Source organism: Thioalkalivibrio sp. ALE19, assembly GCF_000428605.1.
In the GTDB taxonomy this organism is placed as follows: Bacteria; Pseudomonadota; Gammaproteobacteria; order Ectothiorhodospirales; family Ectothiorhodospiraceae; genus Thioalkalivibrio.
Window position 1 is genome coordinate 40611 of the sequence record NZ_AUAG01000001.1, and the last position, 24782, is coordinate 65392.

Here is a 24782-nt window from a genome sequence, read left to right on the forward strand (position 1 = left end):
ACGCGGATCGTCGCGGCGTCGCAGGATCCGGGGCGTCCGCCGGCAGCAGACGGCTGCGGCCCGCGGCGCAGGGTATCAGGCCGGGTTGTCGAGATCGAGGAATTCGTGGGTCAGGTCGAACGTCCGCGCGCACCATTCGCCCAGCGCCCGCGGTCCGCCCCGCTCCGTCGCGTGGTGGCCGGCGGCCAGGTAGTGCACGCCCAGCTCGCGCGCCTCGTGCGTGGTCTGTTCGGAGATCTCGCCGCTGATGTAGGCATCGGCGCCCAGCTCGGCGGCGCGGGGCAGCAACGACTGGGCGCCCCCGCTGCACCAGGCCACCCGGCGCACGGGGTGTTCGCCGGCGGTGACCAGCAGGGGCTCGCGCCCGAGGGCGGTGGCGATGCGGCTGGCAAGCCCCGGGGCCGAGAGCGGCTCGTCCGGCGCGCCGACCAGGCCCACGCCGTCGTCGCGCAGCGTACCGTCGGCCACCAGCCCCAGGTCGCGTGCCAGGGAGGCGTTGTTGCCCACCTCCGGATGGGCGTCCAGGGGCAGATGGTAGGCGACGAGGTTCATCCCGCTCTCCAGCAGACGGCGGATCCGGCGCTGCTTCATGCCGGTGATGACCTGCGGCTCGCCTTTCCAGAAATAGCCGTGATGCACCAGCAGGACATCGGCGCCGCGCTCGGCGGCGGCCTCGATGGTGGCAGCAGAGGCGGTCACGGCACTGACCACGTGGCGTACCTCGGCGCGGCCCTCGACCTGCAGGCCATTGGGACAGTAATCGGTAAACCGGGCAGGCTCGAGTTTGGCGTCGAGGCCCGCAAGCAGCTCGTCACGATGCATGGGAGGGACTCCGGTTCCGGCCGGGCCGACGACCCGGGCAAGGGGTTGGGACTGGGGGTGCCAGGATCACATGATCCGCGCGGGCGGGCGTGCACATGGACCCGCGTTTCCTTAAGGAAACACTGGTCCATGTGCACGTTCGCGCTCGAGACGCTTTTGCGTGCGAACAAGGCGCGGCGACCGCCGTGCAGTCATTCTGCACAAGGAAGCCGCAACGCCGTGCGCGCGCCCGTTTTGATCAACAACGGGCGGCCGAGCCCCTTCGGGGTTGGCGCCCCGGGTTCCCCGATCCTGCGTTGCGCCGCTTGCGGGTAAGAACCACTACCCGCTGCACGACGCGCCTTGTCTCGGAAAACCCGGGGCACCAACGCGCACGTGCACATGGACCAGTGTTTCCTTAAGCTGCCCCATATGGTGAATTTTTCTCGCTTCTTCCTGCAAGCTGCGGCGACCGGCGTGCTGATCGCGGTGGCGATCGCGGTGTTCTTCCCGGACTGGCTCGGTACGGGTGAGGACGGCACGACCGTGGACCGGGTGGCAACGCCGGCCGAGGATGCCACAGCCGCGCCCGCTTCCTATGCGCCGGCCGTGGAACGCTCGGCCCCGGCCGTGGTGAACATCATGGCCTCGCGCACCGTGGAGCCGGACCCGGGCATGCTGCTGGAGGAATTCTTCGGCCGCCGGGTCCCGCCGCCCGGCGAACGCGAGGAGTCCAGCCTGGGCTCGGGCGTGATCATGACCGGGCAGGGGCACATACTGACCAACCATCACGTGATCGAAGAAGCCGAGGCGATCGCCGTGGTCCTGCCCGATGATCGGGCGCTGCCCGCGGAGATCATCGGGATCGATCCGGACACCGACCTGGCGGTGCTGCGGGTGGAGACCGAGGAGCCGCCGGTCGCCCCCCTCGGCCGGTCCAGCGATCTGCGGGTGGGCGATGTGGTCCTCGCCATCGGCAATCCCTTCGGGGTGGGCCAGACCGTGACCCAGGGCATCGTGTCGGCCACCGGCCGCAACCGTCTGGGCATCAACACCTTCGAGGATTTCATCCAGACCGATGCCGCCATCAATCCCGGCAATTCGGGCGGGGCGCTGATCAATGCGCACGGCGAGCTGGTGGGGATCAACACCGCGATCTTTTCCCGCTCCGGCGGTTCCCACGGGATCGGCTTTGCCATCCCGGCGGATCTGGCCCGTGACGTGATGACCCAGATCATCGAACAGGGCTATGTAACGCGCGGCTGGCTGGGGATCGAAGTCCAGTCCCTGAGCCCGGACCTCGCCCGTTCGTTCGGGCTCGACGATGCCCTGGGAGTACTGGTCGCCGGTGTGCTGCGCGAAGGACCCGCCGCACAGGCCGGCATCGAGCCCGGGGACGTGATCACTCACCTCAACGGTGACCGGGTGGAATCCCCGCGCGATGCCCTCGACATCATCGCCCGCACGGCGCCGGGCGAATCACTGGACATCCGCATCGAGCGCGCCGGCGACCGCCACGAGCTGGCAGCGGAAGTCGCCCAGCGCCCCATCTGACGCCGGCCGCCACCCTCTCCCGGGTGCCGCGGCCTCGGGGCCTCAGCTCTGCCCCAGCGCGGCCTCCAGCGCCTCGAGGAAACGGTCGTTGTCCTCCGGGCGGCCCACGGTGACCCGCAGGTGGTCGGCCAGCAGCGGATGCGCGCGCCCCACGTCCTTGATCAGCACCCCGCGCTCGCGCAGCCCGGCGAACACCGCCGGCCCCTGCCCTTCGTGCACGCGGAACAGCACGAAATTCGCCTGCGAGGGCACCACCGAAGTGACCCCGCCCAGCGCCTCCAGGGCCTGCAGCAGACGCTCGCGCTCGGCCACGATCGCCCGCGCCTGACCATCCAGCACATCGCGGTGATCGAGGGCAAAGCGGACGCTGCGCTGCGTCAGGGTGTTGATATTGTAGGGCAGACGCAGCCGGTCCAGCGCATCGATCCAGGCAGGCTCCGCCGCCAGATAACCCAGCCGGGTACCCGCCAGGCCGAGCTTGGATACCGTCCGCATCACCAGCAGGCCTGCGGTACCCCCGGCCTGGGGCATGAAGCTGTGACCCGCGAACGGCGCGTAGGCCTCGTCCACCACCGTGATGCCGGGATTGGCTTCGATCACCGTCTGCACCGTCGCGGGGTCTTCCAGACGGCCGGTCGGATTGTTGGGATGGGCCAGGAACACGATCGCCGGCTGCTCCTCGCGGATCGCCGCCAGCAGGGCCTCCAGGTCCAGGGAAAAGTCGGGCCGCAGGGACACGCCCCGGAAGGGTACACCCAGCGCGCGCGCCAGCACGCCGTACATCACGAATCCGGGCTCGGGCGCGATCACCGGCCGCCTGCTGCCGGCCACCGCCTGGATCAGGATCTGGATCAACTCGTCGGAGCCGTTCCCGAACATCAGGCCGGCGCCCTCGGGCACCGCCTCGGCCGCGCGCAGGCGTGCCGCGAGCCCCCGGGCCGCGGCATCCGGGTAGCGATTGAGCTCGGGCTCGCGCAGGGCTTCCAGCCAGGCGGCCTCCAGCTCGCCCGGCCAGGGCCAGGGGTTCTCCATCGCGTCCAGCTTGAGCAGCCCGGTGGCGTCCGCCACCGCGTAGGCCGGCTGCGCCAGGACCTCCGGGCGCATCAGGTCTTCCGGCCGGTCGTGGCGGCCCGCGCTCACGATTCCCGCCGCAGTTCCGCGGAGCGTGCGTGCGCGGTCAGCCCCTCGCCATGGGCCAGCTCCGCAGCGGTGCGCCCCAGCCGCGCCGCGCCTTCGGGCGAGCACTGGATGATGCTGGAGCGTTTCTGGAAGTCGTAGACCCCCAGCGGGGACGAGAAACGGGCAGTGCGCGAGGTCGGCAGCACGTGGTTGGGCCCGGCGCAGTAGTCGCCCAGGGCCTCGGAGGTGTGCCGGCCCATGAACACCGCGCCGGCATGCCGCAGGCCGGCGTCCAGCGCCGCCTGCGGGTCGGCCAGCGACAGCTCGAGGTGTTCGGGGGCGACCCGGTTGGCCACCGCAACCGCATCATCCAGGTCGCGCGCGGCGATCAGCGCGCCGCGGTCCTGCAGGCTCGTGCGAATGATCTCGGCCCGCGGCATGTCCGCCAGCAGGCGGTCCATCGCCTCGTTCACCCGATCGAGGAAGGCATGGTCCCAGGACACCAGGATCGCCTGCGCCTGCTCGTCGTGCTCGGCCTGCGAGAACAGATCGGCCGCGATCCACTCGGGGTCCGTCTCGCCATCGCAGACCACCAGGATCTCCGACGGACCGGCGATCATGTCGATCCCCACGGTGCCGAAGACCTCCCGCTTCGCCGCGGCGACGAAGATGTTGCCGGGGCCGACGATCTTGTCCACCGCGGGGATGGTGGCGGTTCCGAACGCGAGCGCCCCGACGGCCTGGGCACCGCCCACGGTGAACACCCGGTCCACCCCGGCGACCGCAGCAGCCGCCAGGACCAGATCATTCAGCTCGCCGTCCGGCGCCGGCACCACCATGATCAGCTGCTCGACCCCCGCGACCCGCGCCGGCACCGCATTCATCAGCACCGAGGACGGGTAGGCGGCCTTGCCGCCCGGCACATACAGCCCCACCGAGTCCAGCGGGGTCACCCGCTGCCCCAGCACCGTGCCGTCGGCGTCGGTGAACTGCCAGTCCTGCATCGACTGGTGTCGGGCGTATTCGCCGATGCGTTCGGCGGCCGTCTCCAGCGCCTCGCGCTGCGCAGCGGGTATCGCCTCCAGCGCCGCCTGCAGGCGTTGCTGCGGCACTTCCAGCCCGGCGACCGAGTCGCGCTCCAGGCGGTCGAAGCGCTCGGTGTAACGCAGCACCGCGGCGTCCCCCTCGGCCTTCACCGCGTCGAGGATCTCGCGCACCGCGTCGCGCACCCCGGCCTCCTCGCCTGACTCCCAGGCGAGCAGGCGCTCCAGCTCGGTTACGAATCCGGTCTCCCGCGTATCGAGTCGCTTGATCGAAGGCATGGCGTGTCCTCGTGCCCGGGCGTCAGGCCGGGGTGTTGTGCTTGCGGCGCGCGCGCACGGCTTCCGCCAGCCCGCGCAGGGTGGCCTCGGAGTCATCCCAGCCCATGCAGGCGTCGGTAATGCTCTGGCCATAGTTCAGCGGCTGCCCCGGGAGGATATCCTGGCGCCCGCCGAGGAGATGGCTTTCCAGCATCACCCCGATGATCCGCCGATCCCCCCCGGCGATCTGCTCGCCCAGCACCCGCGCGACCTCCATCTGCTGCGCCGGGTCCTTGCGCGAGTTGGCATGGCTGCAGTCCACCATCACCTGTTCGGGCAGCTCGGCCATCTGCAGCTCCCGGCACGCCTGGTCGATGCTTTCGGCATCGTAGTTGGGCTGTTTGCCACCGCGCAGGATGATGTGACAGTCGTCGTTGCCGGTGGTGGAGAAGATCGCCGAGCGCCCGGCCTTGGTCACCGACAGGAAGTGGTGCGGCCGCGACGCCGAACGGATCGCGTCGATCGCTACCCGCAGACTGCCGTCGGTGGAGTTCTTGAAGCCCACCGGGCACGACAACCCGGAGGCCAGCTCGCGATGCACCTGGCTTTCGGTGGTACGGGCGCCGATCGCGCCCCAGGCCACCAGGTCGGCAATGTACTGCGGGCTGATCAGGTCGAGGTACTCGGTGGCCGCGGGCATGCCCTTGACCGCGAGATCCCGCAGCAGGCCGCGCGCGACCCGCAGGCCCTTGTTGATGTGGAAGCTGCCATCCAGATCCGGATCGTTGATCAGGCCCTTCCACCCCACCGTAGTGCGCGGTTTCTCGAAATACACCCGCATCACGATGTTCAGCGCATCGGAGAGCTCGTCACGCAGAGGCTTGAGGCGGTCGGCATAGTCCAGCGCGGCATCCACGTCGTGGATCGAGCAGGGGCCCACGATCACCTGCAGGCGGTCGTCCTCGCCATGCAGGATCCGATGGCAGGCCTGGCGGGCCTCGTACACCGTGTCGGATGCCGCATCGGTGATCGGCAGTTCGTCGCGCACGGTGTCCGGAGCGGACACCTCCTGGATGTCACGGATCCTGAGGTCGTCGGTATCGGCGGTCATGGCAGTCTCGGTTACGTCGTCGCGGGCGTCACGGCTTCGCGCAGGTTCTCAATGAGATTTTGAATCAGTCCATGTCTCATCTTCATGGCTGCCTGATTCACGATCAACCGGGAACTGATGGGGGTAATCTCCTCCAGCGGCTCCAGGCCGTTGGCGCGCAGCGTATTGCCGGTATCCACCAGATCCACGATGTAGTCGGCCAGCCCCACCAGCGGCGCGAGTTCCATCGAGCCATACAGCTTGACGATCTCCACCTGGCGCCCCTGGCTGGCGAAATAGTTGCGCGTGATATTCACGAACTTGGTCGCGATGCGCAGGCGCGTGCCCGGGTCCGGCTGCTGCCCCGGGTGGCCCGCCAGCATCATGCGGCAGCGGGCGATGCCCAGGTCGAGCGGCTCGTACAGCCCGGCGGCCCCGTGCTCCATCAGCACGTCCTTGCCGGCCACTCCCACCGCGGCGGCACCGTGCTGCACGTAGGTCGGCACGTCGGTGGTCCGCACCACCACGATCTTCACGTCCTCGCGGGTGGTGTCGAGGATCAGCTTGCGCGTCCTGTCCGGATCCTCCAGCGGCTCGATCCCCGCCTGTGCCAGCAGCGGCAGGGTGTCCTCGAGGATGCGGCCCTTGGACAGGGCAATGGTCAGGGTGTTGGCGTCCATCATGTCAGGCAGGCTCCCGGCGAATCGTTGCGCCGATCTGGCTCAGTTTTTCCTCGATGCATTCATAACCGCGATCGATATGGTAGATACGTTCCACGGCGGTCTCGCCCTCGGCGACCAGACCGGCGAGGATAAGGCTGGCCGAGGCGCGCAGGTCGGTGGCCATCACCGGCGCACCCACCAGCTGTTCCACACCCTCGACGATCGCGGTGTTCCCCTCGATGGTGATCCGGGCGCCCATGCGCTGCAGTTCCAGCGCATGCATGAAGCGGTTCTCGAACACCGTCTCCACCACCGAACCGGTTCCCTCGGCGACCGTGTTCATCGCCATCATCTGCGCCTGCATGTCGGTCGGAAACGCGGGAAACGGCGCGGTCCGCAGATTCACCGCCCGCGGGCGACGCCCCCGCATGTCCAGATCGATCCAGTCCGGACCGGTCTCCACCCGGGCGCCCGCTTCGTCCAGCTTGGCCAGCACCGCATCGAGCAGCTCCGGCCGGGTGTTGCGGGTGCACACATGCCCCCGGGTCATCGCGGCTCCGACCAGGAAAGTCCCGGTCTCGATGCGATCGGGCATCACGTCGTAATCGCAGCCATGCAGGCGCTCCACGCCCTCGACCCGGATGGTGTCGGTCCCGGCGCCGCGGATCCTGGCCCCCATCGCGGTCAGGCAGTCGGCCAGGTCCACCACCTCCGGCTCGCGGGCGGCGTTTTCGATCAGGGTCTCGCCCTCGGCCAGGGTCGCCGCCATCAGCAGGTTCTCGGTGCCGGTGACGGTGACCTGGTCGAACACCACCCGCGCGCCCTGCAGCCGCCCGGCCCGCGCATGGATGTAGCCACCATCGACGTCGATCTCGGCGCCCAGCGCCTCCAGCCCGCGCAGATGCAGATTCACCGGCCGCGAACCGATCGCGCAGCCCCCGGGCAGGGACACCTCGGCCTCGCCGAAGCGCGCCAGCAGCGGCCCCAGCACCAGGATGGACGCGCGCATGGTCTTGACCAGATCGTAGGGCGCAACGCACTGGGTCAGGGTGGCGGGATCCACCTCGATGCGCATGCGCTCGTTCACCGTGAGGCTCACGCCCATGCGCCCCAGCAGTTCCATGGTGGTGGTCACGTCCTGCAGGTGCGGTACGTTGCCGATCACCATGGGGCTGTCGGCCAGCAGCGTCGCCGACAGGATGGGGAGTACCGCGTTCTTGGCGCCGGAGACCCAGACCTGACCGTCCAGGGGCTCGCCGCCGGTGATGATGAGCTTGTCCATGTATTGCCCGGTTCGCACGCCGGGCCAGGAGCGGACCGGCAAAACCCGCAATGATAACGAAACTGCGTCGCCGGCGCGCGGCGCCCCGCCCCGGGCCGGTCAGTGGCAGCCGGGCGGATCCGCCGCCTTCGCCGCGGATTCACTGATCACGCCCCGCAGGTCGTACAGTTCCAGCAGGGGCGCCAGCCGTGCGGGCACCGGCTCGAACACCAGGAAATGCCCCCGGTGCCGGGCCTGGCGCCACAGGGTCACCAGAAACGCCAGACCGGCACTGTCGATGCGCCCGGTGTCGTCCAGCGCCACCCGGGCATGTTCGGGCAGGCCCTGCCACAGCGGCCGCACCTGGCGTTCCAGCCCCGGCACGGTCACGAAGGTCAGATGACCGCGCAGCACCAGGCCCGCGTCATCGGCGGTAATCCGGGCGTCGCTCACCGGTCCTCCGCAGCGCCGGTCTCCTCGGCCACGTCGTCCACCGCCTCCTCGATCAGCTCCTCGTCGCCATCCTCCAGGCGCACGATCAGCTCCTCGAGCCCGTCACGGGAGATCTCGTCACCGAAGCGGCTGCGGAAATTGCCCACGAACGACAGCCCCTCGGCCTCCACGTCGAACACCTTCCATTCGCCATTGACCGGACGCAGGCGGTAATTGACCTGCAGGTTGGACTGCCCGGACCCCATCACGATCTCGCTGGCCACCACCGCCATGCGGTCGTCCTCGCGCGAGCGCCGTTCGATGATGCGCACTTCCTTGTCCAGGTGATCCGCCAGCTGCACCCCGTAGACCTGCAGCAGGGTCGTGGTGAAGGCCTCGGTGAAGCGGCTGCGCTGCTCGTCGGACGCATCGCGCCAGTGGCGCGCCAGTACCAGCCGTGCCATGCCGTCCACGTCGACATGCGGCAGCACCCGCTCGCGCAGCACCTCGATCACGAACTCGGGCTCTTCCTGCGCGCGCTCCTCGTTCTCGCGCAGGACCTCGTACACCTCGTTCACCGAGCGCTCCATCATCTGCACCGGGCTTTCGGCCTGAGCGGCCGGGGCCAGCGTCGCCAGCAGCAGGGCCGCCGCGGCCAGCCATGCCGGCGCGGTACGCGGGGAACGAACGAAATTCGGCAACAAACGCATGGCACACTCCCTCGGGGTTGGGTGGCCGGGATGACTCAGTCATCCCCCATGTTGGTCATGAACCGACCGATCAGGTTCTCGAGGACCACGGCCGACTGGGTGAACAGGATCCGGTCACCGTCCTGCAGGGTATCGTAGTCGCCACCCGGCTCCAGCGCGACGTACTGCTCGCCCAGCAGGCCCGCAGTATGAATGCTCGCCTGGGTATCCGCCGGCAGGTAGTCGTGTTCCGAACGAATCGCCAGGGTTACCTTCGCCTCGAAGGCCTCGGGGTCGTAGCGGATGTCGGCCACGCGGCCGACCCGCACCCCGGAGATGTTGACCGGCGCGCGCACCTTCAGCCCGCCCACGTTGGAGAAGTAGGCGGTTACCTCGTAGGTGTCGCCGTCGCGGTATTCGGTGATGTTGCTGACCTGCACCGCCAGATAGAACAGCCCCGCCACGCCCAGGAGCACGAACACCCCGACGGCCAGTTCGACGAAACGCATCTTCATGATTGCTTCTCCACTTCTCAGTCCCCGCCGAACATCAGGCCGGTCAGGATGAAATCGAGCCCCAGCACGGCCAGCGAGGAGACCACGACCGTCTGCGTGGTCGCGCGCGAGATGCCCTCCGAGGTCGGCGAGGCGTCCACGCCCTGGAACACCGCGATCCAGGTGACCACGAAGCCGAACACGATGCTCTTGATGACCCCGGAGAGGACATCCTCGTTCCAGTCGGTGACCGCCTGCATCTGCGAGAAGTAGGCCCCGCTGTCGACGCCCAGCAGCCCGACCCCGACGATGTAACCGCCCATCACGCCCACCGCGCTGAACATCGCGGCGAGCAGGGGCATGGACAGGAAGCCGGCAACGAAGCGCGGGGCGAACACCCGGCGGTAGGGATTCACCGCCATCATCTCCATCGCCGAGAGCTGCTCGGTGGTCTTCATCAGGCCCAGTTCGGCGGTCAGCGCGGAGCCGGCGCGTCCGGCGAACAGCAGCGCGGTCACCACCGGCCCCAGCTCGCGCACCAGTGACAGCGCGACCACCCCGCCCAGGGCCTCGGCGGCACCGAAATCCACCAGCGTGATGTAGCCCTGATAGCCCAGCACCATGCCCACGAACAGCCCCGAGACCACCACGATCAGCAGCGAGCGCACGCCCACCGAATAGACCTGCCACACGGTCAGGCCGAAGCGCCGCACTACGGCATCCAGCGCGGCGAAGGTCCGCAACAGGAACATCGAGGCCCGCCCCAGCACCGCCAGGGCATTCAGGCTGAAGCGCCCGACCGACGCGATCGCGTCAATCATGGTTGCGCCCTCCCGCGTCCAGCAGGTCGTCCTGATACGAGGCCCCGGGATAATGGAACGGCACCGGCCCGTCCGGCCGACCTTCCAGGAACTGGGCGGACCAGTCGGATGCCCGCGCCTGAAGCGCATCCGGCGGGCCGGCGTCCACCGCGCGTCCCTCGGCGATCAGCACCACGTGATCGGAGATACTCATGGCCTCGTTCACGTCGTGCGACACCAGCACGCTGGTGAGCCCGAGGCTGTGGTTGGTGCGCCGGATCAGGGTCACGATCTGACCCATGGTGATGGGATCGAGACCGGTGAACGGCTCGTCGTACATGATCAGTTCCGGATCCAGCGCCAGCGCCCGCGCCAGCGCCACGCGCCGGGCCATGCCGCCGGACAGCTCGGCCGGGTCCATGTCGCGTGCCGCGCGCAGGCCGACCGCCTCCAGCTTCATCAGCACCAGGGTACGCAGGATATCCTCGGGCAGATCGGTGTGCTCGCGCAGCGGGAAGGCCACATTCTCGAACACCGACAGGTCGGTCAGCAGGGCCCCGGTCTGGAACAGCAGTCCCATGCGCTTGCGCACCGCGTACAGACGGCGTGTGGACAGCCGCCCGATCTCCTCGCCGTCGACCAGGATGCGTCCCGCATCCGGACGCAGCTGGCCGCCGATCAGCCGCAGCAGCGTAGTCTTGCCACTGCCGCTGGGGCCCATCACGGTGGTCACGCGCCCGCGCGGCACCTCCAGCGAAAGCCCGTCAAACACGGGCTTCCGGCCACGGCGGAAATGCAGGTCCTCCACCACGATGTGCGGCGTTTCGGCGGATGCGGACTGGCTCACATTCGAGTCTCCCGGGATGCGGGCGCGGCGTCCCTTGCGGCGCGGCGCAGGCATGGACGCCGGAGTCTGGCCCCGGCCGCACGGTGCGTCAAACCAGCGTGAATCACGTCGCCCCACCCAACAGTTTCACGATGGTGCGCACATCGTCGAGCACGCCCGGCGAGGCCTCGAGGAACACCGGCACCGCCCCTGCGGGGCTGCATCCGGCCACGGCCTCCACCAGCACGCGCCAGTCGGCGGGATCCGGATCGCCCGCAGGACGCAGACGCCAGAACCCCGGCCCCTCTCCGGCATGGAGCTGCGGGTACCAGATCGCCTCGTCCACCCCGGGCAACCCCACGGATTCGCCCGGACCTGTCGCCTGCAGGCGTTCCAGGCCCGCGCCCCGCAGCCCGGCAACCGCCGCCTCGACGGCCGCCCCCGGCTCGAACGCCACCCCCTCGAGACGCTCGCCGAGGGTCGCGGCGAGGCGGGCCAGAGCGGCGGCCCCCGCCTCCGCGGGCATGTCCGCGGGCCAGCTGACGGTCACGCGCAGGTTGGGCGGCACCGCGTCGTCCCAGTCCCCGAACGGGGCGGAGAGCGCCCCGTCGGCCCCCAGCACCCCGGGCACGAACACCCGCGAACGAAAATGGCCGAGATAAGCCAGCTGCCAGTCCAGCGGCAGACTGGCCGGGAAATACCCGTCCCAGGCCGGCGTACCCGGCCGGGCGACCGCGGCCGGCTGAAGCCGCACGCGCCTCCCTTCGGTTGCCGCGTCCGATGGATCTCCTGCCGTCATGTGTCTCCCCCGTTGCGACTTGCCAGCACCCCGGTGGCGCGGCACAGTTTCCCGATGCACTTCGACCTCTTCCACGAGATCTCGGTCCCCGAATTCCTCGGTATCGACGAACACCGCGCGATCGAGGACACCCTGGCACTGTGGGATCTCGCCGACACCCTCGGATTCAACACCGCGTGGCTGGTGGAACACCACCTGATGCCGGAATTCTCGCATTCCACCGCGCCGGATCTGGTGCTCGCCGCGGCCAGCCAGCGCACCCGGAACCTGCGCCTGGGCCTGGGGGTCGTGCCCCTGCCCTATCACCACCCGCTGCGGGTCGCGCAGCGCGTCGGCATGCTCGACCAGCTCTCCGGGGGACGCCTGGAGCTGGGCATCGGCCGCGGCTTCTCGCCGCCGGAATATGCCACATTCGGCGCCGAGATGAGCGAGGGCCGCGCCCGGGTGGATGCCGGACTGGATGCGCTGCGCCAGGCCTTCGCCACCGGCCGCATCACCCAGCACGGGCCCTTCCACCACCTCGACGACGTCCCGGTGATGCCGGCACCGCTGCAGGACCCGCACCCGCCGCTGTGGACCGCCGCGGTCAGTCCCGAGTCATTCACCTGGGCGGCGGAACAGGGCATCGGTGCGCTGGCCGGCCCGTTCAAGCCGTGGCAGATGATCCGCGAGGACATCCGCCTGTACCGCGAGGGCTGGACCCATGCCGCCGGCGACACCCCGCATCCGCCGCGCGTGGGCATGACCCTCGGCGTGCTGTGTCTGCCGGACGGCAAGCGTGCCCGACGCGAGGCCAAGCCCGCGTTCGAATGGTTCTACCACAACATGTTCCGGCAGACCCTGCCGGTGCTGGAACGCCTGATCGAGGGCTACGACTACTACCGCTCGCTGGGCCGCTTCCGCCACCTGGTCAAGGCCGGGATCAATCTGAAGATCCTCGACATGCTGGGCATGACGCTGGTCGGCACCCCCGAGGAATGCCGCGAGCGCATCGAGGCCCTGCGCGAGGCGGGCGTGGACCATCTGCTGCTGGCCTTCGGCGCCGGGGCCGTGCCGCGCGAACTGGCGGAGGAGTCCATGCGCTGCTTCGCCGCAGAGGTCATGCCGGAATGCCTCGATGGCCCCGCCCCGACCCGATAACCGCATGCGCGTTGCCGTCACCGGTGCGGCGGGTCGCATCGGCCGGGTCCTGCTGCCCGAACTGCTGCACACCCCGGAGGTCGAGCGAACCATTGCCCTGGATCGCGAACCGGCCGACTTCCCCGGTGCCGCGACCCTGCCGGCGGACCGCTACGACCTGCGCCAGAAGGATCTGGCGCAACTGACGCCCGAAGACCTCGCCGGGACCGATACCCTGGTGCACCTGGCCTTCCAGCTGATGGGCGGGCACGGCGGACGCCGGCGCCACGACCGCGACTGGGTGCGCCGGCAGAACGTGGACCTGTCGCGCTCGGTCTTCGCGGCCGCCGCGCAGGCCGGTGTGCGCCATGTGGTGTTCCTCTCCAGCGCCGCGGTCTACGGCCCGTGGCCGGACTCGCCCGTCCCCCTGAGCGAGGACCAGCCGCCCCGCCCGCGCTTCCCCTATGCCGAGGACAAGGTCGCCACCGAACAGGCCCTGGAGGCTCTGGACCGCGAGCATCCGGAGCTGGTGACCACCGTGCTGCGGCCGCCCGCGGTGGTCGGGCCACATGCCCAGCCGCTGCTGCAGCGGATCGCCCGCAGCCGCCTTCACCCCGCCGGGATCGACGCACCGGTGCAGATCCTGTGGGAGGAGGACGCCGCGCGAGCGATCGCCGCCGCAGTCACCCGCCGTGCCCCGGGCTGCTTCAACCTGGGCACCGAACCGGTGTGGTCGCTGCGCGCCATGGCCCGTCACGGTCGGCGCCTGACCCTGCCGGTGCCCGCCGGCCTCATCCGCAGACTGCACCCGCTGGCCTGGCGCCTGAGCGCGCGCGCCGGCGACCCGGGCTGGGTGCGCGGGCTCGACGGCCCGCTGGTCCTGGACTGCACCCGCGCACGCCGGGAACTCGACTGGCAACCCCGGGTCACGACCCCGGAGTGCCTCGAGCGCCTGCGGGTCGGCAATCGATAGGGGGCGACCGGACCACGCATGCTGCTGCCGCTGCTCGCCGTCGTCGGTGGTCTCGTGCTGCTCGCCGCCAGTGCCGATCGCTTCGTGTTCGGCGCCGCCGGCCTGGCGCGCGGGCTCGGGGTCTCGCCGGTGCTGATCGGCCTTACCGTAGTCGCCTTCGGCACTTCGGCCCCGGAGATCATCGTCTCGCTGCTGGCCAGCCTGCAGGGAGCGCCGGGGCTGGCGGTGGGCAACGCGATCGGCTCGAACATCGCCAACCTGGGACTGGTACTCGGGCTGGCCGCCCTGATCACCCCGATCGTCGCCGGTCACGGGCTGGTACGACGCGAACTGCCACTGTTGCTGCTGGCCACGCTCGGCGTGCTGTTGCTGCTGCTGGACGGCCGGCTGGCGCGGGCGGAAGGGGTGATCATGCTGGCCGGCCTGATCGCGGTCGTGGTCTGGATGATCCGCGCGGCCCGCCACCCCGGCACGCCCCCGGAGTCCGACCCCGGGCTGGCCCCGCCCCCGCCGGCGGCCACGCCCGGCGGTCTCCCGACCGCCCTGGGGTGGCTCGCCGGCGGTCTGGTGGTGCTGCTGGCGAGCAGCCAGGCGCTGGTCTGGGGGGCAGTCGAGATCGCCACCGCCCTGGGAGCCGGCGAACTGCTGATCGGCCTGACCCTGGTCGCGATCGGCACCAGTCTGCCGGAGCTGGCCACCACCGTGGCCAGCGCGCTGCGGCGCGAAACCGGCATGGCCCTCGGCAACGTCGTCGGCTCCAATCTGTTCAACCTGCTGGCGGTGCTGGCGGTACCCGCCCTGATCGCGCCACTGGCGGTGGAACCCGCAGTGCTGACCCGTGACTATCCGGTGATGCTGGGCCTGACGGTGGCGGTGCTGCTGGCCGCCCGCTTCGGCGCCGGCCGCATCACCCGCTGGCACGGGGCCCTTCTCCTGCTGGCCTTCAGCGGCTACCTTGTGAGTCTCGCAATCACGGCACCGGCATGGATCTGAACCCCGAAACCACCCGCAAGCTCGCCCTCGCGGTCCTCGAAAATGAGGCCGACGCGGTGCGCGGCCTCACCGCGCGCATCGACGACGCCTTCCTCGCGGCCTGCCGGCACATCCTCGCCTGTCGCGGGCGGGTGGTGGTTACCGGCATGGGCAAGTCCGGCCACATCGGCAGCAAGCTGGCGGCCACCCTCGCCTCCACCGGCACGCCGGCGTTCTTCGTGCATCCGGGCGAGGCCAGCCACGGCGATCTCGGCATGATCACCCGCGACGACGTAGTGATCGCCCTGTCGAACTCCGGCGAGACCGACGAGATCCTCACCATCCTGCCGCTGATCCGACGCCTGGACGTCCCGCTGATCGCGATGACCGGCAACCCCGGCTCGCGCCTGGGCACCGATGCCAGCGTACACCTGGATGTCAGCGTGGAACACGAGGCCTGCCCGCTGGGGCTGGCGCCGACCTCCAGCACCACCGCGGCCCTGGCGATGAGCGATGCCCTGGCGGTGGCGGTGCTGGATGCGCGCGGCTTCACCGCCGACGATTTCGCGCGTTCGCACCCCGGCGGGCGCCTCGGGCGGCGCCTGCTGATCCACGTCGGCGACATCATGCATACCGGCGAGGCGATCCCGCGCATCGCACCAGACGCGCCGCTGAAGGATGCGCTGTTCGAGATCACCCGCAAGGGACTGGGACTGGTGATCGTCAGCGACGCCGACGCGCGAATCCTGGGGGTCTTCACCGACGGCGACCTGCGCCGCACCCTGGACCGGGGCGAGAGCCTGGAGACGCTGACCATTGGCGAGGTGATGACCCGGGGCGGGCACACCGCCCGCGCCGACTGGCTGGCCGCGGAGGCCCTGGAGGTGATGGAAAGCCGCCGCATCAACGCCCTCCCGGTCGCCGATGCGGACGGCCGGCTGCAGGGGGTGATCAACATGCACGACCTGCTGCGCGCGGGGGTGGCCTGATGCATGACGACATCGATCTCGCCGGCCTGCAGCGCGGCACCCGACTGCTGATCCTGGACGTCGACGGCGTGCTGACCGACGGCGCGCTGTTTCTCGGCGACGGTGGCGAACAGTACAAGGCCTTCCACAGCCGCGACGGCCACGGCCTGCGCATGGCCATGGACGAAGGCCTGGAGGTCGCGATCCTGACCGGGCGGCAGTCGGCGGTCGTCGAACATCGCCTGCAGGATCTGGGCATCCGCCACTGCATCCAGGGCCGGCGGGACAAGGGGGAGGCACTGGCACAGCTGCTGCAGCAGACCGGGCACCGCGCCGACGAGGCCGCGTTCGTCGGCGACGACGTGGTCGATCTGCCGGCGATGCGACGGGTTGGCCTGGGCATCGCGGTCGGCGACGCCCATCCGTTCGTGCGCCAGCACGCGCAATGGGTCACCACGGCCGGTGGCGGGCGCGGCGCGGTCCGCGAAGTCTGCGAGGACCTGCTGGCCGCGCGCGGCCGCCTTGAGACCGTGCTCGAAAGCTACCTGCAAGCATGACCCCGGATCCGCGCCGCGCCCCGCTCGCCGCCCGGCTGCTGGCCGCCGGATGCCTGCTCGCCGGGCCGGCAGCGGCCGAGCCGCCCGCCGAACCCGCGGCCGACGCGGAACCCACGCTGCAGATCGAGGGGTTTACCGCGCATGTCACCGGCGAGGACGGGCGGCCCACCCACCGCCTGCAGGGGTCGCGGCTGCGCGAATACGACCGGGATGCGGTCCAGTTCATCGATGACCCGGAGCTGGATCTGCTGGACCAACGGGGCCTGAACTGGACCTGGCGCGCCCCGCGCGCGGCACATCAGCCCGATCGCGAACTGCTGCATACCTTCGGCCACACCCGCGGCGTGCGCCCCGAACGCGACGCGCGCGTACGCACGGTGATCGAGTCGCGCGACGTGCGCGTGGCGCTGGACACCCGGCTGACGACCTCGTCGGCCCCGAGCACCCTGGAACAGCCGGGACTGTTCCAGCGGGGTACCGGCCTGCGCGCCGACCCGCAAGCGGATACCATTGAGCTGCTCGCCGAGGTCTACACGCTGTACAGCGACCTGCCGCAGGAGGACCGCCCGGAATGAACCCGGCCACAACCGAACATCGCCGCGCGGGCATCCGCCGACCGGCCCCGCTGCTTGCCGTGGCGGGCATACTCGCAGTGTTCCTGGCGGCCCCGCCGGCGACCGGCCGCGAGGATGCCCTGCCGGTGGAGATCACCGCGGACCACGCCGAGATGGACGAACGCGCGGGCACAGGCACCTACACCGGCGACGTGATCGTGGTGCGCGGCGATGCCACCCTGGAGGCGGACCGCGTGATCGTGCACATGCGCGAGCGCCGCCCCTACGAGATCGAGGCCCACGGCGAGCCCGCACGCCTGGAGTCGCCCGATCCCGAGACCGGCGAGACGCGCATCGCCGAGGGGCTGCGCATCGACTATTTCCTCGACGAGGAACGCGTGATCCTGACCGAACGGGCACGCGTCATCACCGCCGCCGAGGATGCCCGCGGGCAGCGCATCACCTACGATCTCGAACGCGACGTGATCCGCGCCGAACGCGGCGACACCGATGACGAGCGCGTGCACATCCGCCTGCAGCCACGCGAGGACGATCCATGACCCCCGCGGCCGACGGCCATCTGGTCGCCCGCGAGCTGAGCAAGCGCTATGGCCAGCGTACCGTGCTGGACGCGATGGATGTGGACCTGGTGCCCGGCGAAGTGGTCGGCCTGCTGGGACCCAACGGGGCCGGCAAGACCACCTGCTTCTACAGCCTGGTCGGACTGATCCGGCCCAATACCGGGCGCATCACCCTGGGCGGGCGCGACATCACCCGGGCGCCCATCCACGAACGCGCCCGCGCCGGGCTGGGCTATCTGCCACAGGAGGCCTCGATCTTTCGCCGCCTGTCGGTCGAAGACAACCTGCAGGCGGTGCTGGAACTGCGCCCGGAACTCGACCGCCACGAGCGCCGCCGCATCGGCGACGCCCTGATCGAGGAATTCCAGCTGGAGACCGTGCGCCACAGCCCCGGGATCGCGCTGTCCGGAGGCGAGCGGCGGCGCGCCGAGATCGCCCGCGCGCTGGCCGGCGATCCGCGGTTCATCTGTCTGGACGAACCGTTTGCCGGGGTCGATCCGATCTCGGTCGGCGAGATCCAGGAAGTCATCCGCCACCTGGCCGAACGCGGCATCGGCGTACTAATCTCGGATCACAACGTACGCGAGACCCTGGGCATCTGCCATCGCGCGTACATCCTCAGCGAGGGGCGCCTGCTGAGCGCGGGCACGCCGGACGAACTGCTGGCCGACGCCCGCGTGCGCGAGGTCTACCTCGGCGAAAACTTCCGCCTGTGACACCGACCGCCGCACCGGGGCGGTGCACAAGCCCGCAGCAAGGGATTACTATTCACTTATGGTGACCAACGCCTTTCCCAACTCATGCTGAAGCCCGGGCTGAATCTGCAGCTCGGTCAGACGCTGACCATGACGCCGCAGCTGCAGCAGGCCATCCGGCTGCTGCAGCTGTCCACGCTGGAGCTCCAGGCCGAGATCCAGCAGGCGCTGGAAAGCAATCCCATGCTGGAACAGGCCGAGGATGACGAACTCGGTGCCGACGCGGGGGACACCGCGGACACCGACAGCGACGCGAACACCGACGACGGCGAGAGCGGCAGCGACGCCGCCGGCACCGGCGAAACGGTGGATGCCGGCGGCTCGGAGGACATCATCCCCGACGAGCTGGTGACCGACAGCCGCTGGGAAGACATCTACGACGCCAGCGCCAGCCCGCGCGGTCTGGACGACCGCGACCCGCTGGAGAACACCTCGGACGACGACGGCGGCGGGCTGCAGGATCACCTGCTGTGGCAGCTGCATCTGTCGCACCTGACCCCGCGCGACCAGCGCATCGGCGCCGCCCTGATCGACACCATCAACGGCGACGGCTACCTCGAGGGCGACGTCGAGACCCTGGCCGAGACCATCAGCCGGAGTGAAGACCCCCCCGTCGACACCGACGAGGTCGAGGCCGTACGCCACTGGTTGCAGCACTGCGACCCGCTGGGGGTCGGTTCGCTGGATCTGCGCGAGTGCCTGGAGGTCCAGCTGGGCGAGCTGGCGCCGGACGCGCCCTCGCGCGAGGCGGCGCGCGCGCTCCTGGAACACGGCATGGACGCCCTTGCCCGGCGTGACTACAAGGCCCTGCAGCGCCAGAGCGGCGTACGCGATGGCGACGAACTGGCCGCGGCGCTGGACCTGATCCGCACGCTCAACCCGCGCCCCGGCGCCCAGATCAGCTCGACACCGCCGGAATACGTGGTCCCGGATGTCTACGTGCGTCATACCGACCGGGGCTGGCAGGTCGACCTGAATCCCGAGATCGCCCCGCGCATTCGCATCAACGACCTCTACGCCGGCATGGTCCGCCAGGTCTCCGATGCCCGCGACAGCGCCTTCATGCGCGATCAGCTGCAGGAGGCGCGATGGTTCATCAAGAGCCTGCACAGCCGCAACGACACCCTGCTGCGCGTGGCGCGAGCGATCGTCGAACGCCAGCAGGGGTTCCTGGAACACGGCGAGGTGGCGATGCAGCCGCTGATCCTGCGCGACATCGCCGAAGCCCTGGAGATGCACGAGTCCACGATCTCGCGGGTCACCACGCAGAAATACATGCACACCCCCCGCGGGGTGTTCGAATTCAAGTATTTCTTCTCCAGTCACGTGGGCACCAGCGACGGCGGGGAATGCTCCGCGACCGCGATTCGTGCCATGATCCGCGAACTCATCGAAGAGGAAACGCCGGGCAAACCGCTCAGCGATTCCCGCCTCGCCCAGATCCTGGCGGATCGGGGCATCAACGTGGCCCGGCGTACCGTGGCCAAATACCGGGAGGGCATGAACCTGCCATCCTCCAGCGAGCGCCGCCAGATGGCCGCCATGCCGACCGGAAGCAAACCGAAAGGAGCCTGACCCATGCAGATCAATCTCACCGGACACCACGTCGACATCACCGACGCCCTGCGCGACTACGTCAACGAGAAATTCCAGAAGCTGGAACGCCACTTCGACAAGGTGATCGACGTGCACGTGGTGCTGAACCACGAGAAGACGCAGAAGCTGCACAACAAGGCGGAAGCGAATCTGCAGGTCAGCGGCAACCACATCCACGCCGAGGCCAGCCACGATGACATGTACGCCGCCATCGACGGCCTGATCGACAAGGTCGACCGCCAGCTGATCAAGCACAAGGAGAAGGTCAAGGATCATCATCGCGCCGAGGGCGCCCAGCGCAACCGCGAACAACCCGAGTAAGCCGATGAATCCGGCCGAGCTCATCACCCCGGAGCGCATCGGACTGGAAACCGACTGCTCCAGCAAGAAACGAGCGCTGGAAACCCTCGCCGATCTGCTGGTGGACGGGGCCGCGGACGGACTGGCGGCCAGTGCCGCGTTCGAAGCCATGTCGGCCCGCGAAAAACTGGGCTCCACCGGGCTCGGCCATGGCGTGGCGATCCCGCACGGCCGTCTCGCCGAGCTGGATACGCCCCGCATCGCGGTCCTGCGTCTGGATCAGGGCGTGGATTTCGAAGCCATGGACCACGAACCGGTGGACATCCTGATCGCCCTGCTGGTGCCGGAAGAGGCCACCAGCGAACACCTGGACCTGCTGGCCCAGCTCGCGCGCGGGCTGTCGCAGCCGGACACCCTCGCCGGCATCCGGCGCGCCGCGGACAGCGCGGGGGTCCAGCAGGCCCTCACCCGGGCCCTGGGAGATACCTGACCATGGCCGACCGGGCGGAAGCGGCAGCCGACGGCACCGCGAGCAACATCACCATCGCCGCGCTCACGCGGGCGATGGGGAGCCGTCTGGACCTGCGCTACGTCCACGGAGAGGAGGCCGCGGGCGACCGCGAACTCCTGGGATTCGGGGATGGCGACCTGCCGCTGGCCGGCCACCTGAACCTGATCCGCCCCAACCGCATCCAGGTCATCGGCGACTACGAGGCCCGCTACATCGCCGGCCTGTCCGACGAGCAGCGTGACCACCTGGTGCTGGAAATGGCCCGCACCGGTACTACCATGGTGATCTTCGCCGAGGACACCTGCCCGTTCCCGCGCATGCCGCAGACAGGTGACGACCCCCTGCCGGTGATCCTGTGCACACGCACATCCTCGCACGAAGTCATCGCGCTGCTGCGCTATTTCCTGCAGCAGCGCCTCGCCCATTTCGAGGTGCGCCACGGGGTGTTCATGGAGATCCTCGGGATCGGTGTACTGATCTCGGGGGCCTCCAGCGTCGGCAAGAGCGAGGTCGCACTCGAGCTGATCTCGCGTGGCCACCGGCTGATCGCCGATGATGCCCCCGAGTTCGCGCGCATTGCCCCCGATATCGTGCGTGGACACTGCCCCGCCCTGCTCCAGGATCTGCTCGAGGTGCGCGGCCTGGGCGTGCTCAACATCCGCGCGATGTACGGCGACTCGGCGATCAAGGGCGGCAAGTATCTGCGCCTGATTATCGATCTGCGCGATCACAACGAGCCCTCGCCGGTGCCGGACGATCGCCTGAACGGGCGCCGCGGCGAGAGCGAGATCCTCGGCCTGCGCATCCCGCTGGTCAGCCTGCCGGTGGCGCCGGGGCGCAACATCGCGGTCATGATCGAGGCCGCGGTCCGCAATCACCTGCTGCACATGCAGGGCTACATCGCCGGGGACGACCTGCGCGCCCGCCAGCGGCGCCAGATGGGCGAGGATCAGCAGGAGGAATCCATCTTCCACATCGGCGGGCCCAGCACCACGGTCCCCAACCCCGATCCCGAGGGCTGACCGACATGCGTCTGCTGCTGGTCAGTGGTCTGTCGGGTTCCGGCAAGACCGTCGCCCTGCATACCCTGGAGGACGCCGGCTACTTCTGTGTCGACAACCTGCCGCTGCCGATGCTGCCGGAACTGGTGGAGAAGGTCCGCAGCGGTCATTACGACACCGGCGGTGACCGCCATCTGGCCGTGGGCGTGGACGTCCGTTCGGGCCTCGACGCCCTCAGCGGATTCGGCCAGCTGCTGGGCGAGCTGCGTGGATCGGGCCTGGAGGTCGAGGTGCTGTTCCTCAATGCCTCCGACGAGGTCCTGCTGCGTCGCTACCACCTGACCCGCAGACGCCATCCGCTGGCACGCGACGGCATCCCGCTGGTGGAAGCGATCGGCATGGAACGGACCTGGCTGGGGCACGTGGCGGTGGAGGCCGACCTGACCGTGGACACCAGCCGGCTGTCGATGCACGACCTCGCGCGCACGCTCCGGGCCCGGGTCGGCAGCCGCGAGACCGCCGGCCTGTCGCTGCTGTTCCAGTCCTTCGGCTTCAAGCACGGCTCGCCGCTGGATTCCGATTTCGTGTTCGACGTGCGCTGTCTGCCCAACCCCTACTACGAGCGCGAACTGGCGCCACTGACCGGACTGGATCCGGCGGTAGCGCATTTCCTCGACAGCCATGGCGAGGTCGGGGCGATGTTCGACTCCATCCACGGCTTTCTCGACACCTGGATCCCGCGGCTGGTGGCGGACCATCGCAGCTATGCCACGGTCTCCATCGGCTGTACCGGCGGGCGCCACCGCTCGGTCTACCTTGTGGAACGGCTGGCAGCTGCGTGGCGCGAACGGGAACATGTTACTGTTAGCACCCGTCATCGCGAGCTCGATTCTCTCTCCCCTGAAACGGAGTAGTTCCATGGGCGTCGGTCTGATCCTGATCACGCATCAAAACCTGGGCGATACACTCCTGCAGACCGCGCAGAGCATGCTGGGAGACCTGCCCGAGGACTGCGAGTCCATGGCGATGTCGCAAAGCGACGATCCGGACGATATCCAGGCGCAGGCCCGCGCCCGCATGGAGACCCTCGACAGCGGTGCCGGTGTGCTGGTCCTGACCGACATGTTCGGCTCCACGCCGGCCAACGTGGCCAGCCGCGTGGCGCGCGGACACAACGCGCGCGTGATCGCGGGCGTCAACCTGCCGATGCTCGTCCGCGTACTCAACTACCGCCATCTGCCCCTGAGCGAACTGGTCAACAAGGCGCTGTCCGGGGGCCATGACGGAATCCTTCTCTGCGACCAGGAATCCAGCGATGCCGCAGCGCGCAGTTCCCATCGTTAACCGGCTGGGCATGCATGCCCGGGCCGCCGCGAAGTTTGTCAGCCTCGCCAGTCAGTACACCGCCGATGTCACCGTCGCCCGCAACGAACAGGAAGTGAACGGCAAGAGCATCATGGGGGTGATGATGCTGGCCGCCGCCCAGGGCTCGGAGATCACCATCCGGACCGACGGCGCGGAGGATGCCGAGGCGGCGCTGGATGCCCTGACCGAGCTGGTCGCGGACCGCTTCGGCGAGGAATCCTGAGGCTCACCCCCCCAGAAGACCGCCGGCCAGGGCGAACCACAGCGGCAGGGTAATCAGCGAAAGGGCCGTGGTCAGGGTCACCGCGGCCGCGTACAGCCCCGTATCCAGCCCGAAGCGGTCACAGAACACCAGCCCCAGCACCATCGCCGGCATGGCCGCCTCCAGCACCGTTCCGGTCGCGGGGATCCCCTCCATCCCCAGCAGCCACACCAGCCCCAGCGCCACCGCCGGTGCCAGCAGCAGCTGGATCCCCACAACGACCGCCAGCGGCCGCGCGTCGCGCCCGTGAAAGCGGTGGAACACCAGTGCCAGGCCCAGCGCGAACAGCATCAGCGGCGACACCGAATCCGCCAGCAGTCCCAGCCACTCCTCCAGCCAGACCGTCTGCGGCACCCCGCCCAGGTTCAGGGTGACACCGGCGAGGGCGGCCCAGATCGACGGCACCGACAACAGGCCGCGCAGCGGATGCACCGCCGGCATGCGACCATCGCCGTAGCGACGCGCGAGAACCACGCCCAGGGTCAGCACCAGCGGCAGGCAGGCGAACAGGTCGTACTGGATGGCCACCGCGCGCCCCGCCTCGCCGAACAGACTGTCGAGGATCGGCAGGCCCAGATAGGTCGCGTTGGGCCAGGCAGCGGCCAGCAGCATCGCGCCCACCGCGGCGCGGTCGGCAGTGCATGCTCGGCAGGCACCGGCAGTAACGGCCAGGGTGATCAGGACCGTCGCCGCGGCGACCAGGGCAATGCGGACCGAGTCCAGACCCAGCGGTGCGGTCCACAGGACCTGCAGCACCAGCGCGGGCAGCAGCAGGTAATAGACGAGCGTGGTGAGGACCCGGCGGGTGGTTTCGGCATCCAGACCGCCGGGCTGCAGGATCCGCCAGCCGACCCCGGCAACGATCAGGGCCCCCATCTGGGTCATCACGCTGAACACGGGGGGGAGGGACCTCGTCGGTTTGTCAGGGTCGGTTCGAGTGGCGGACGGAGCGGCCCGGGAACGGGCCGCGGGAGGTTATTGCGGCAGGTGCCGGACTCAGGCGTTGCCGCCGGCCTGCTGCTCCTGTTCCTGCTGCTGCTTTTCGATGTCGGCGCGCACGGCCTCCATGTCCAGCTCGCGCACCTTGCCCAGCACCTCGTCCAGCTGCGCCGCGGACAGCACGCCGGGCTGCGAGAACACGATGACCTGCTCGCGGAAGATCATCAGGGTCGGGATGGACCGGATCTGGAAGGCCCCGGCGATGCCCTGCTCCTCGTCGGTGTTGACCTTGGCGAAGACGACGTCGTCGTGCTTGTTCGAGGCTTCCTCGAAGGTCGGCGCGAATTGCTGGCACGGGCCGCACCACGGCGCCCAGAAATCCAGGATGACGATGTCATTCCCGGTGATGGTGGATTCGAAGTTGTCCTGCGTGAGTTCCTGAACGGCCATGATCGGCTCCGGCTTGAAATTACGGCCCTTTACCTTAACAGGCCGCCCGGA

At 69.5% G+C, this 24782-nt stretch carries 30 protein-coding genes; 16 read left to right on the forward strand and 14 right to left on the reverse strand.

The window, feature by feature from the left end; genetic code table 11:
- Positions 1–75: 75 nt before the first annotated feature.
- The gene (locus tag F787_RS0100205) at positions 76–822 is read right to left on the reverse strand and encodes a Nif3-like dinuclear metal center hexameric protein (RefSeq protein WP_028490953.1); all 747 of its coding nucleotides are present in this window, start codon (positions 820–822) and stop codon (positions 76–78) included.
- Positions 823–1233: 411 nt separating this feature from the next.
- Here F787_RS0100205 and F787_RS0100210 point away from each other — a divergent pair, with 411 nt between their 5' ends.
- A complete protein-coding gene (locus F787_RS0100210) occupies positions 1234–2355 on the forward strand; it encodes a trypsin-like peptidase domain-containing protein (protein ID WP_028490954.1) in 1122 nt (373 codons plus the stop codon).
- A 42-nt stretch (positions 2356–2397) separates the two neighbouring features.
- Here the strand turns inward: F787_RS0100210 and hisC are convergent, their stop codons facing one another.
- The 11 genes from hisC to F787_RS0100265 all read right to left on the reverse strand — a co-directional run bounded on the left by hisC (position 2398) and on the right by F787_RS0100265 (position 11783).
- On the reverse strand, positions 2398–3459 hold the full coding sequence (hisC, locus tag F787_RS0100215; RefSeq protein WP_051245967.1) for a histidinol-phosphate transaminase: 1062 nt from the start codon (positions 3457–3459) through the stop codon (positions 2398–2400).
- Positions 3460–3491: 32 nt separating this feature from the next.
- Entirely contained in the window at positions 3492–4796 is a 1305-nt protein-coding gene (hisD, locus tag F787_RS0100220; protein WP_028490956.1) for a histidinol dehydrogenase, read from the reverse strand.
- Positions 4797–4818: 22 nt separating this feature from the next.
- Positions 4819–5886 (reverse strand): 3-deoxy-7-phosphoheptulonate synthase, encoded by a 1068-nt coding sequence (locus tag F787_RS0100225; protein ID WP_018869851.1) that lies wholly within the window; start codon positions 5884–5886, stop codon positions 4819–4821.
- Positions 5887–5897: 11 nt separating this feature from the next.
- Positions 5898–6548, reverse strand: coding sequence for an ATP phosphoribosyltransferase (hisG, locus tag F787_RS0100230; protein ID WP_018869850.1), 651 nt, complete (start codon positions 6546–6548; stop codon positions 5898–5900).
- A 1-nt stretch (position 6549) separates the two neighbouring features.
- A complete protein-coding gene (gene murA / locus F787_RS0100235; protein WP_019021448.1) occupies positions 6550–7809 on the reverse strand; it encodes a UDP-N-acetylglucosamine 1-carboxyvinyltransferase in 1260 nt (419 codons plus the stop codon).
- A 99-nt stretch (positions 7810–7908) separates the two neighbouring features.
- Positions 7909–8241, reverse strand: coding sequence for a lipid asymmetry maintenance protein MlaB (locus F787_RS0100240; protein WP_018869848.1), 333 nt, complete (start codon positions 8239–8241; stop codon positions 7909–7911).
- Entirely contained in the window at positions 8238–8930 is a 693-nt protein-coding gene (locus F787_RS0100245; protein ID WP_019021449.1) for a phospholipid-binding protein MlaC, read from the reverse strand. The genes F787_RS0100240 and F787_RS0100245 overlap by 4 nt, the downstream gene beginning before the upstream one ends.
- Before the next feature lie 35 nt (positions 8931–8965).
- Positions 8966–9424, reverse strand: a complete 459-nt coding sequence (gene mlaD / locus F787_RS0100250) for an outer membrane lipid asymmetry maintenance protein MlaD (protein WP_028490957.1) — start codon at positions 9422–9424, stop codon at positions 8966–8968.
- A gap of 17 nt (positions 9425–9441) precedes the next feature.
- Entirely contained in the window at positions 9442–10224 is a 783-nt protein-coding gene (mlaE, locus tag F787_RS0100255) for a lipid asymmetry maintenance ABC transporter permease subunit MlaE (protein WP_018869845.1), read from the reverse strand.
- A complete protein-coding gene (locus tag F787_RS0100260) occupies positions 10217–11050 on the reverse strand; it encodes an ABC transporter ATP-binding protein (protein WP_019589122.1) in 834 nt (277 codons plus the stop codon). Before F787_RS0100260 ends, mlaE begins: the two co-directional genes overlap by 8 nt.
- A 103-nt stretch (positions 11051–11153) precedes the next feature.
- On the reverse strand, positions 11154–11783 hold the full coding sequence (locus tag F787_RS0100265) for a hypothetical protein (protein WP_028490958.1): 630 nt from the start codon (positions 11781–11783) through the stop codon (positions 11154–11156).
- Between the two features lie 99 nt (positions 11784–11882).
- On the opposite strand from F787_RS0100265, the gene F787_RS0100270 reads away from it, so the two are divergent.
- The 15 genes from F787_RS0100270 to F787_RS0100340 all read left to right on the forward strand — a co-directional run bounded on the left by F787_RS0100270 (position 11883) and on the right by F787_RS0100340 (position 23303).
- Complete coding sequence (locus F787_RS0100270) at positions 11883–12968, forward strand: LLM class flavin-dependent oxidoreductase (RefSeq protein ID WP_028490959.1); 1086 nt, start codon at positions 11883–11885, stop codon at positions 12966–12968.
- A 4-nt stretch (positions 12969–12972) separates the two neighbouring features.
- Positions 12973–13920, forward strand: coding sequence for an NAD-dependent epimerase/dehydratase family protein (locus F787_RS0100275; protein WP_028490960.1), 948 nt, complete (start codon positions 12973–12975; stop codon positions 13918–13920).
- An 18-nt stretch (positions 13921–13938) separates the two neighbouring features.
- Complete coding sequence (locus tag F787_RS0100280) at positions 13939–14913, forward strand: calcium/sodium antiporter (protein ID WP_028490961.1); 975 nt, start codon at positions 13939–13941, stop codon at positions 14911–14913.
- The gene (locus F787_RS0100285) at positions 14904–15881 is read left to right on the forward strand and encodes a KpsF/GutQ family sugar-phosphate isomerase (RefSeq protein ID WP_019589118.1); all 978 of its coding nucleotides are present in this window, start codon (positions 14904–14906) and stop codon (positions 15879–15881) included. Before F787_RS0100280 ends, F787_RS0100285 begins: the two co-directional genes overlap by 10 nt.
- On the forward strand, positions 15881–16417 hold the full coding sequence (locus F787_RS0100290) for an HAD family hydrolase (RefSeq protein ID WP_042805511.1): 537 nt from the start codon (positions 15881–15883) through the stop codon (positions 16415–16417). Before F787_RS0100285 ends, F787_RS0100290 begins: the two co-directional genes overlap by 1 nt.
- Positions 16414–16992, forward strand: a complete 579-nt coding sequence (lptC, locus tag F787_RS0100295) for an LPS export ABC transporter periplasmic protein LptC (RefSeq protein WP_019589116.1) — start codon at positions 16414–16416, stop codon at positions 16990–16992. Before F787_RS0100290 ends, lptC begins: the two co-directional genes overlap by 4 nt.
- The gene (gene lptA / locus F787_RS0100300; RefSeq protein WP_042805513.1) at positions 16989–17531 is read left to right on the forward strand and encodes a lipopolysaccharide transport periplasmic protein LptA; all 543 of its coding nucleotides are present in this window, start codon (positions 16989–16991) and stop codon (positions 17529–17531) included. Before lptC ends, lptA begins: the two co-directional genes overlap by 4 nt.
- Entirely contained in the window at positions 17528–18268 is a 741-nt protein-coding gene (gene lptB / locus F787_RS0100305; RefSeq protein WP_028490964.1) for an LPS export ABC transporter ATP-binding protein, read from the forward strand. The genes lptA and lptB overlap by 4 nt, the downstream gene beginning before the upstream one ends.
- Before the next feature lie 84 nt (positions 18269–18352).
- Positions 18353–19882: an RNA polymerase factor sigma-54 gene (locus F787_RS0100310; RefSeq protein ID WP_028490965.1), complete on the forward strand. Its 1530-nt coding sequence runs from the start codon at positions 18353–18355 to the stop codon at positions 19880–19882.
- Positions 19883–19885: 3 nt separating this feature from the next.
- Positions 19886–20224: a ribosome hibernation-promoting factor, HPF/YfiA family gene (gene hpf, locus F787_RS0100315; RefSeq protein WP_018869833.1), complete on the forward strand. Its 339-nt coding sequence runs from the start codon at positions 19886–19888 to the stop codon at positions 20222–20224.
- A gap of 4 nt (positions 20225–20228) precedes the next feature.
- Entirely contained in the window at positions 20229–20693 is a 465-nt protein-coding gene (locus tag F787_RS0100320; protein ID WP_019570440.1) for a PTS sugar transporter subunit IIA, read from the forward strand.
- Between the two features lie 2 nt (positions 20694–20695).
- Positions 20696–21736, forward strand: a complete 1041-nt coding sequence (hprK, locus tag F787_RS0100325) for an HPr(Ser) kinase/phosphatase (RefSeq protein ID WP_028490966.1) — start codon at positions 20696–20698, stop codon at positions 21734–21736.
- 5 nt (positions 21737–21741) lie between these two features.
- Positions 21742–22629 carry an RNase adapter RapZ gene (rapZ, locus tag F787_RS0100330; protein WP_019021463.1) on the forward strand — a complete coding sequence of 296 codons (888 nt, stop codon included), beginning with the start codon at positions 21742–21744 and terminating at the stop codon, positions 22627–22629.
- Positions 22630–22633: 4 nt separating this feature from the next.
- The gene (locus F787_RS0100335; protein ID WP_018869829.1) at positions 22634–23059 is read left to right on the forward strand and encodes a PTS sugar transporter subunit IIA; all 426 of its coding nucleotides are present in this window, start codon (positions 22634–22636) and stop codon (positions 23057–23059) included.
- Positions 23031–23303, forward strand: a complete 273-nt coding sequence (locus tag F787_RS0100340) for an HPr family phosphocarrier protein (RefSeq protein ID WP_018869828.1) — start codon at positions 23031–23033, stop codon at positions 23301–23303. The genes F787_RS0100335 and F787_RS0100340 overlap by 29 nt, the downstream gene beginning before the upstream one ends.
- A gap of 3 nt (positions 23304–23306) precedes the next feature.
- Here the strand turns inward: F787_RS0100340 and F787_RS0100345 are convergent, their stop codons facing one another.
- Positions 23307–24239, reverse strand: coding sequence for an AEC family transporter (locus F787_RS0100345; RefSeq protein WP_028490967.1), 933 nt, complete (start codon positions 24237–24239; stop codon positions 23307–23309).
- Positions 24240–24338: 99 nt separating this feature from the next.
- Positions 24339–24731, reverse strand: coding sequence for a thioredoxin (trxA, locus tag F787_RS0100350; RefSeq protein ID WP_018869826.1), 393 nt, complete (start codon positions 24729–24731; stop codon positions 24339–24341).
- Positions 24732–24782: the final 51 nt, after the last annotated feature.

What these genes read in the sequence shown, in the direction of transcription:
- trxA (WP_018869826.1), bottom strand. Translation starts at nt 24,731, where the DNA reads ATGGCCGTTCAGGAACTCACGCAGGACAACTTCGAATCCACCATCACC.
- F787_RS0100210 (WP_028490954.1), top strand. Translation starts at nt 1,234, where the DNA reads ATGGTGAATTTTTCTCGCTTCTTCCTGCAAGCTGCGGCGACCGGCGTG.
- mlaD (WP_028490957.1), bottom strand. Translation starts at nt 9,424, where the DNA reads ATGAAGATGCGTTTCGTCGAACTGGCCGTCGGGGTGTTCGTGCTCCTG.
- F787_RS0100205 (WP_028490953.1), bottom strand. Translation starts at nt 822, where the DNA reads ATGCATCGTGACGAGCTGCTTGCGGGCCTCGACGCCAAACTCGAGCCT.
- F787_RS0100275 (WP_028490960.1), top strand. Translation starts at nt 12,973, where the DNA reads ATGCGCGTTGCCGTCACCGGTGCGGCGGGTCGCATCGGCCGGGTCCTG.
- hisC (WP_051245967.1), bottom strand. Translation starts at nt 3,459, where the DNA reads ATGCGCCCGGAGGTCCTGGCGCAGCCGGCCTACGCGGTGGCGGACGCC.
- F787_RS0100280 (WP_028490961.1), top strand. Translation starts at nt 13,939, where the DNA reads ATGCTGCTGCCGCTGCTCGCCGTCGTCGGTGGTCTCGTGCTGCTCGCC.
- F787_RS0100335 (WP_018869829.1), top strand. Translation starts at nt 22,634, where the DNA reads ATGGGCGTCGGTCTGATCCTGATCACGCATCAAAACCTGGGCGATACA.
- mlaE (WP_018869845.1), bottom strand. Translation starts at nt 10,224, where the DNA reads ATGATTGACGCGATCGCGTCGGTCGGGCGCTTCAGCCTGAATGCCCTG.
- F787_RS0100270 (WP_028490959.1), top strand. Translation starts at nt 11,883, where the DNA reads ATGCACTTCGACCTCTTCCACGAGATCTCGGTCCCCGAATTCCTCGGT.
- hisG (WP_018869850.1), bottom strand. Translation starts at nt 6,548, where the DNA reads ATGATGGACGCCAACACCCTGACCATTGCCCTGTCCAAGGGCCGCATC.
- F787_RS0100340 (WP_018869828.1), top strand. Translation starts at nt 23,031, where the DNA reads ATGCCGCAGCGCGCAGTTCCCATCGTTAACCGGCTGGGCATGCATGCC.
- F787_RS0100285 (WP_019589118.1), top strand. Translation starts at nt 14,904, where the DNA reads ATGGATCTGAACCCCGAAACCACCCGCAAGCTCGCCCTCGCGGTCCTC.
- F787_RS0100245 (WP_019021449.1), bottom strand. Translation starts at nt 8,930, where the DNA reads ATGCGTTTGTTGCCGAATTTCGTTCGTTCCCCGCGTACCGCGCCGGCA.
- lptA (WP_042805513.1), top strand. Translation starts at nt 16,989, where the DNA reads ATGAACCCGGCCACAACCGAACATCGCCGCGCGGGCATCCGCCGACCG.
- rapZ (WP_019021463.1), top strand. Translation starts at nt 21,742, where the DNA reads ATGCGTCTGCTGCTGGTCAGTGGTCTGTCGGGTTCCGGCAAGACCGTC.
- murA (WP_019021448.1), bottom strand. Translation starts at nt 7,809, where the DNA reads ATGGACAAGCTCATCATCACCGGCGGCGAGCCCCTGGACGGTCAGGTC.
- F787_RS0100320 (WP_019570440.1), top strand. Translation starts at nt 20,229, where the DNA reads ATGAATCCGGCCGAGCTCATCACCCCGGAGCGCATCGGACTGGAAACC.
- F787_RS0100310 (WP_028490965.1), top strand. Translation starts at nt 18,353, where the DNA reads ATGCTGAAGCCCGGGCTGAATCTGCAGCTCGGTCAGACGCTGACCATG.
- lptC (WP_019589116.1), top strand. Translation starts at nt 16,414, where the DNA reads ATGACCCCGGATCCGCGCCGCGCCCCGCTCGCCGCCCGGCTGCTGGCC.
- F787_RS0100225 (WP_018869851.1), bottom strand. Translation starts at nt 5,886, where the DNA reads ATGACCGCCGATACCGACGACCTCAGGATCCGTGACATCCAGGAGGTG.
- hpf (WP_018869833.1), top strand. Translation starts at nt 19,886, where the DNA reads ATGCAGATCAATCTCACCGGACACCACGTCGACATCACCGACGCCCTG.
- F787_RS0100290 (WP_042805511.1), top strand. Translation starts at nt 15,881, where the DNA reads ATGCATGACGACATCGATCTCGCCGGCCTGCAGCGCGGCACCCGACTG.
- lptB (WP_028490964.1), top strand. Translation starts at nt 17,528, where the DNA reads ATGACCCCCGCGGCCGACGGCCATCTGGTCGCCCGCGAGCTGAGCAAG.
- hisD (WP_028490956.1), bottom strand. Translation starts at nt 4,796, where the DNA reads ATGCCTTCGATCAAGCGACTCGATACGCGGGAGACCGGATTCGTAACC.
- hprK (WP_028490966.1), top strand. Translation starts at nt 20,696, where the DNA reads ATGGCCGACCGGGCGGAAGCGGCAGCCGACGGCACCGCGAGCAACATC.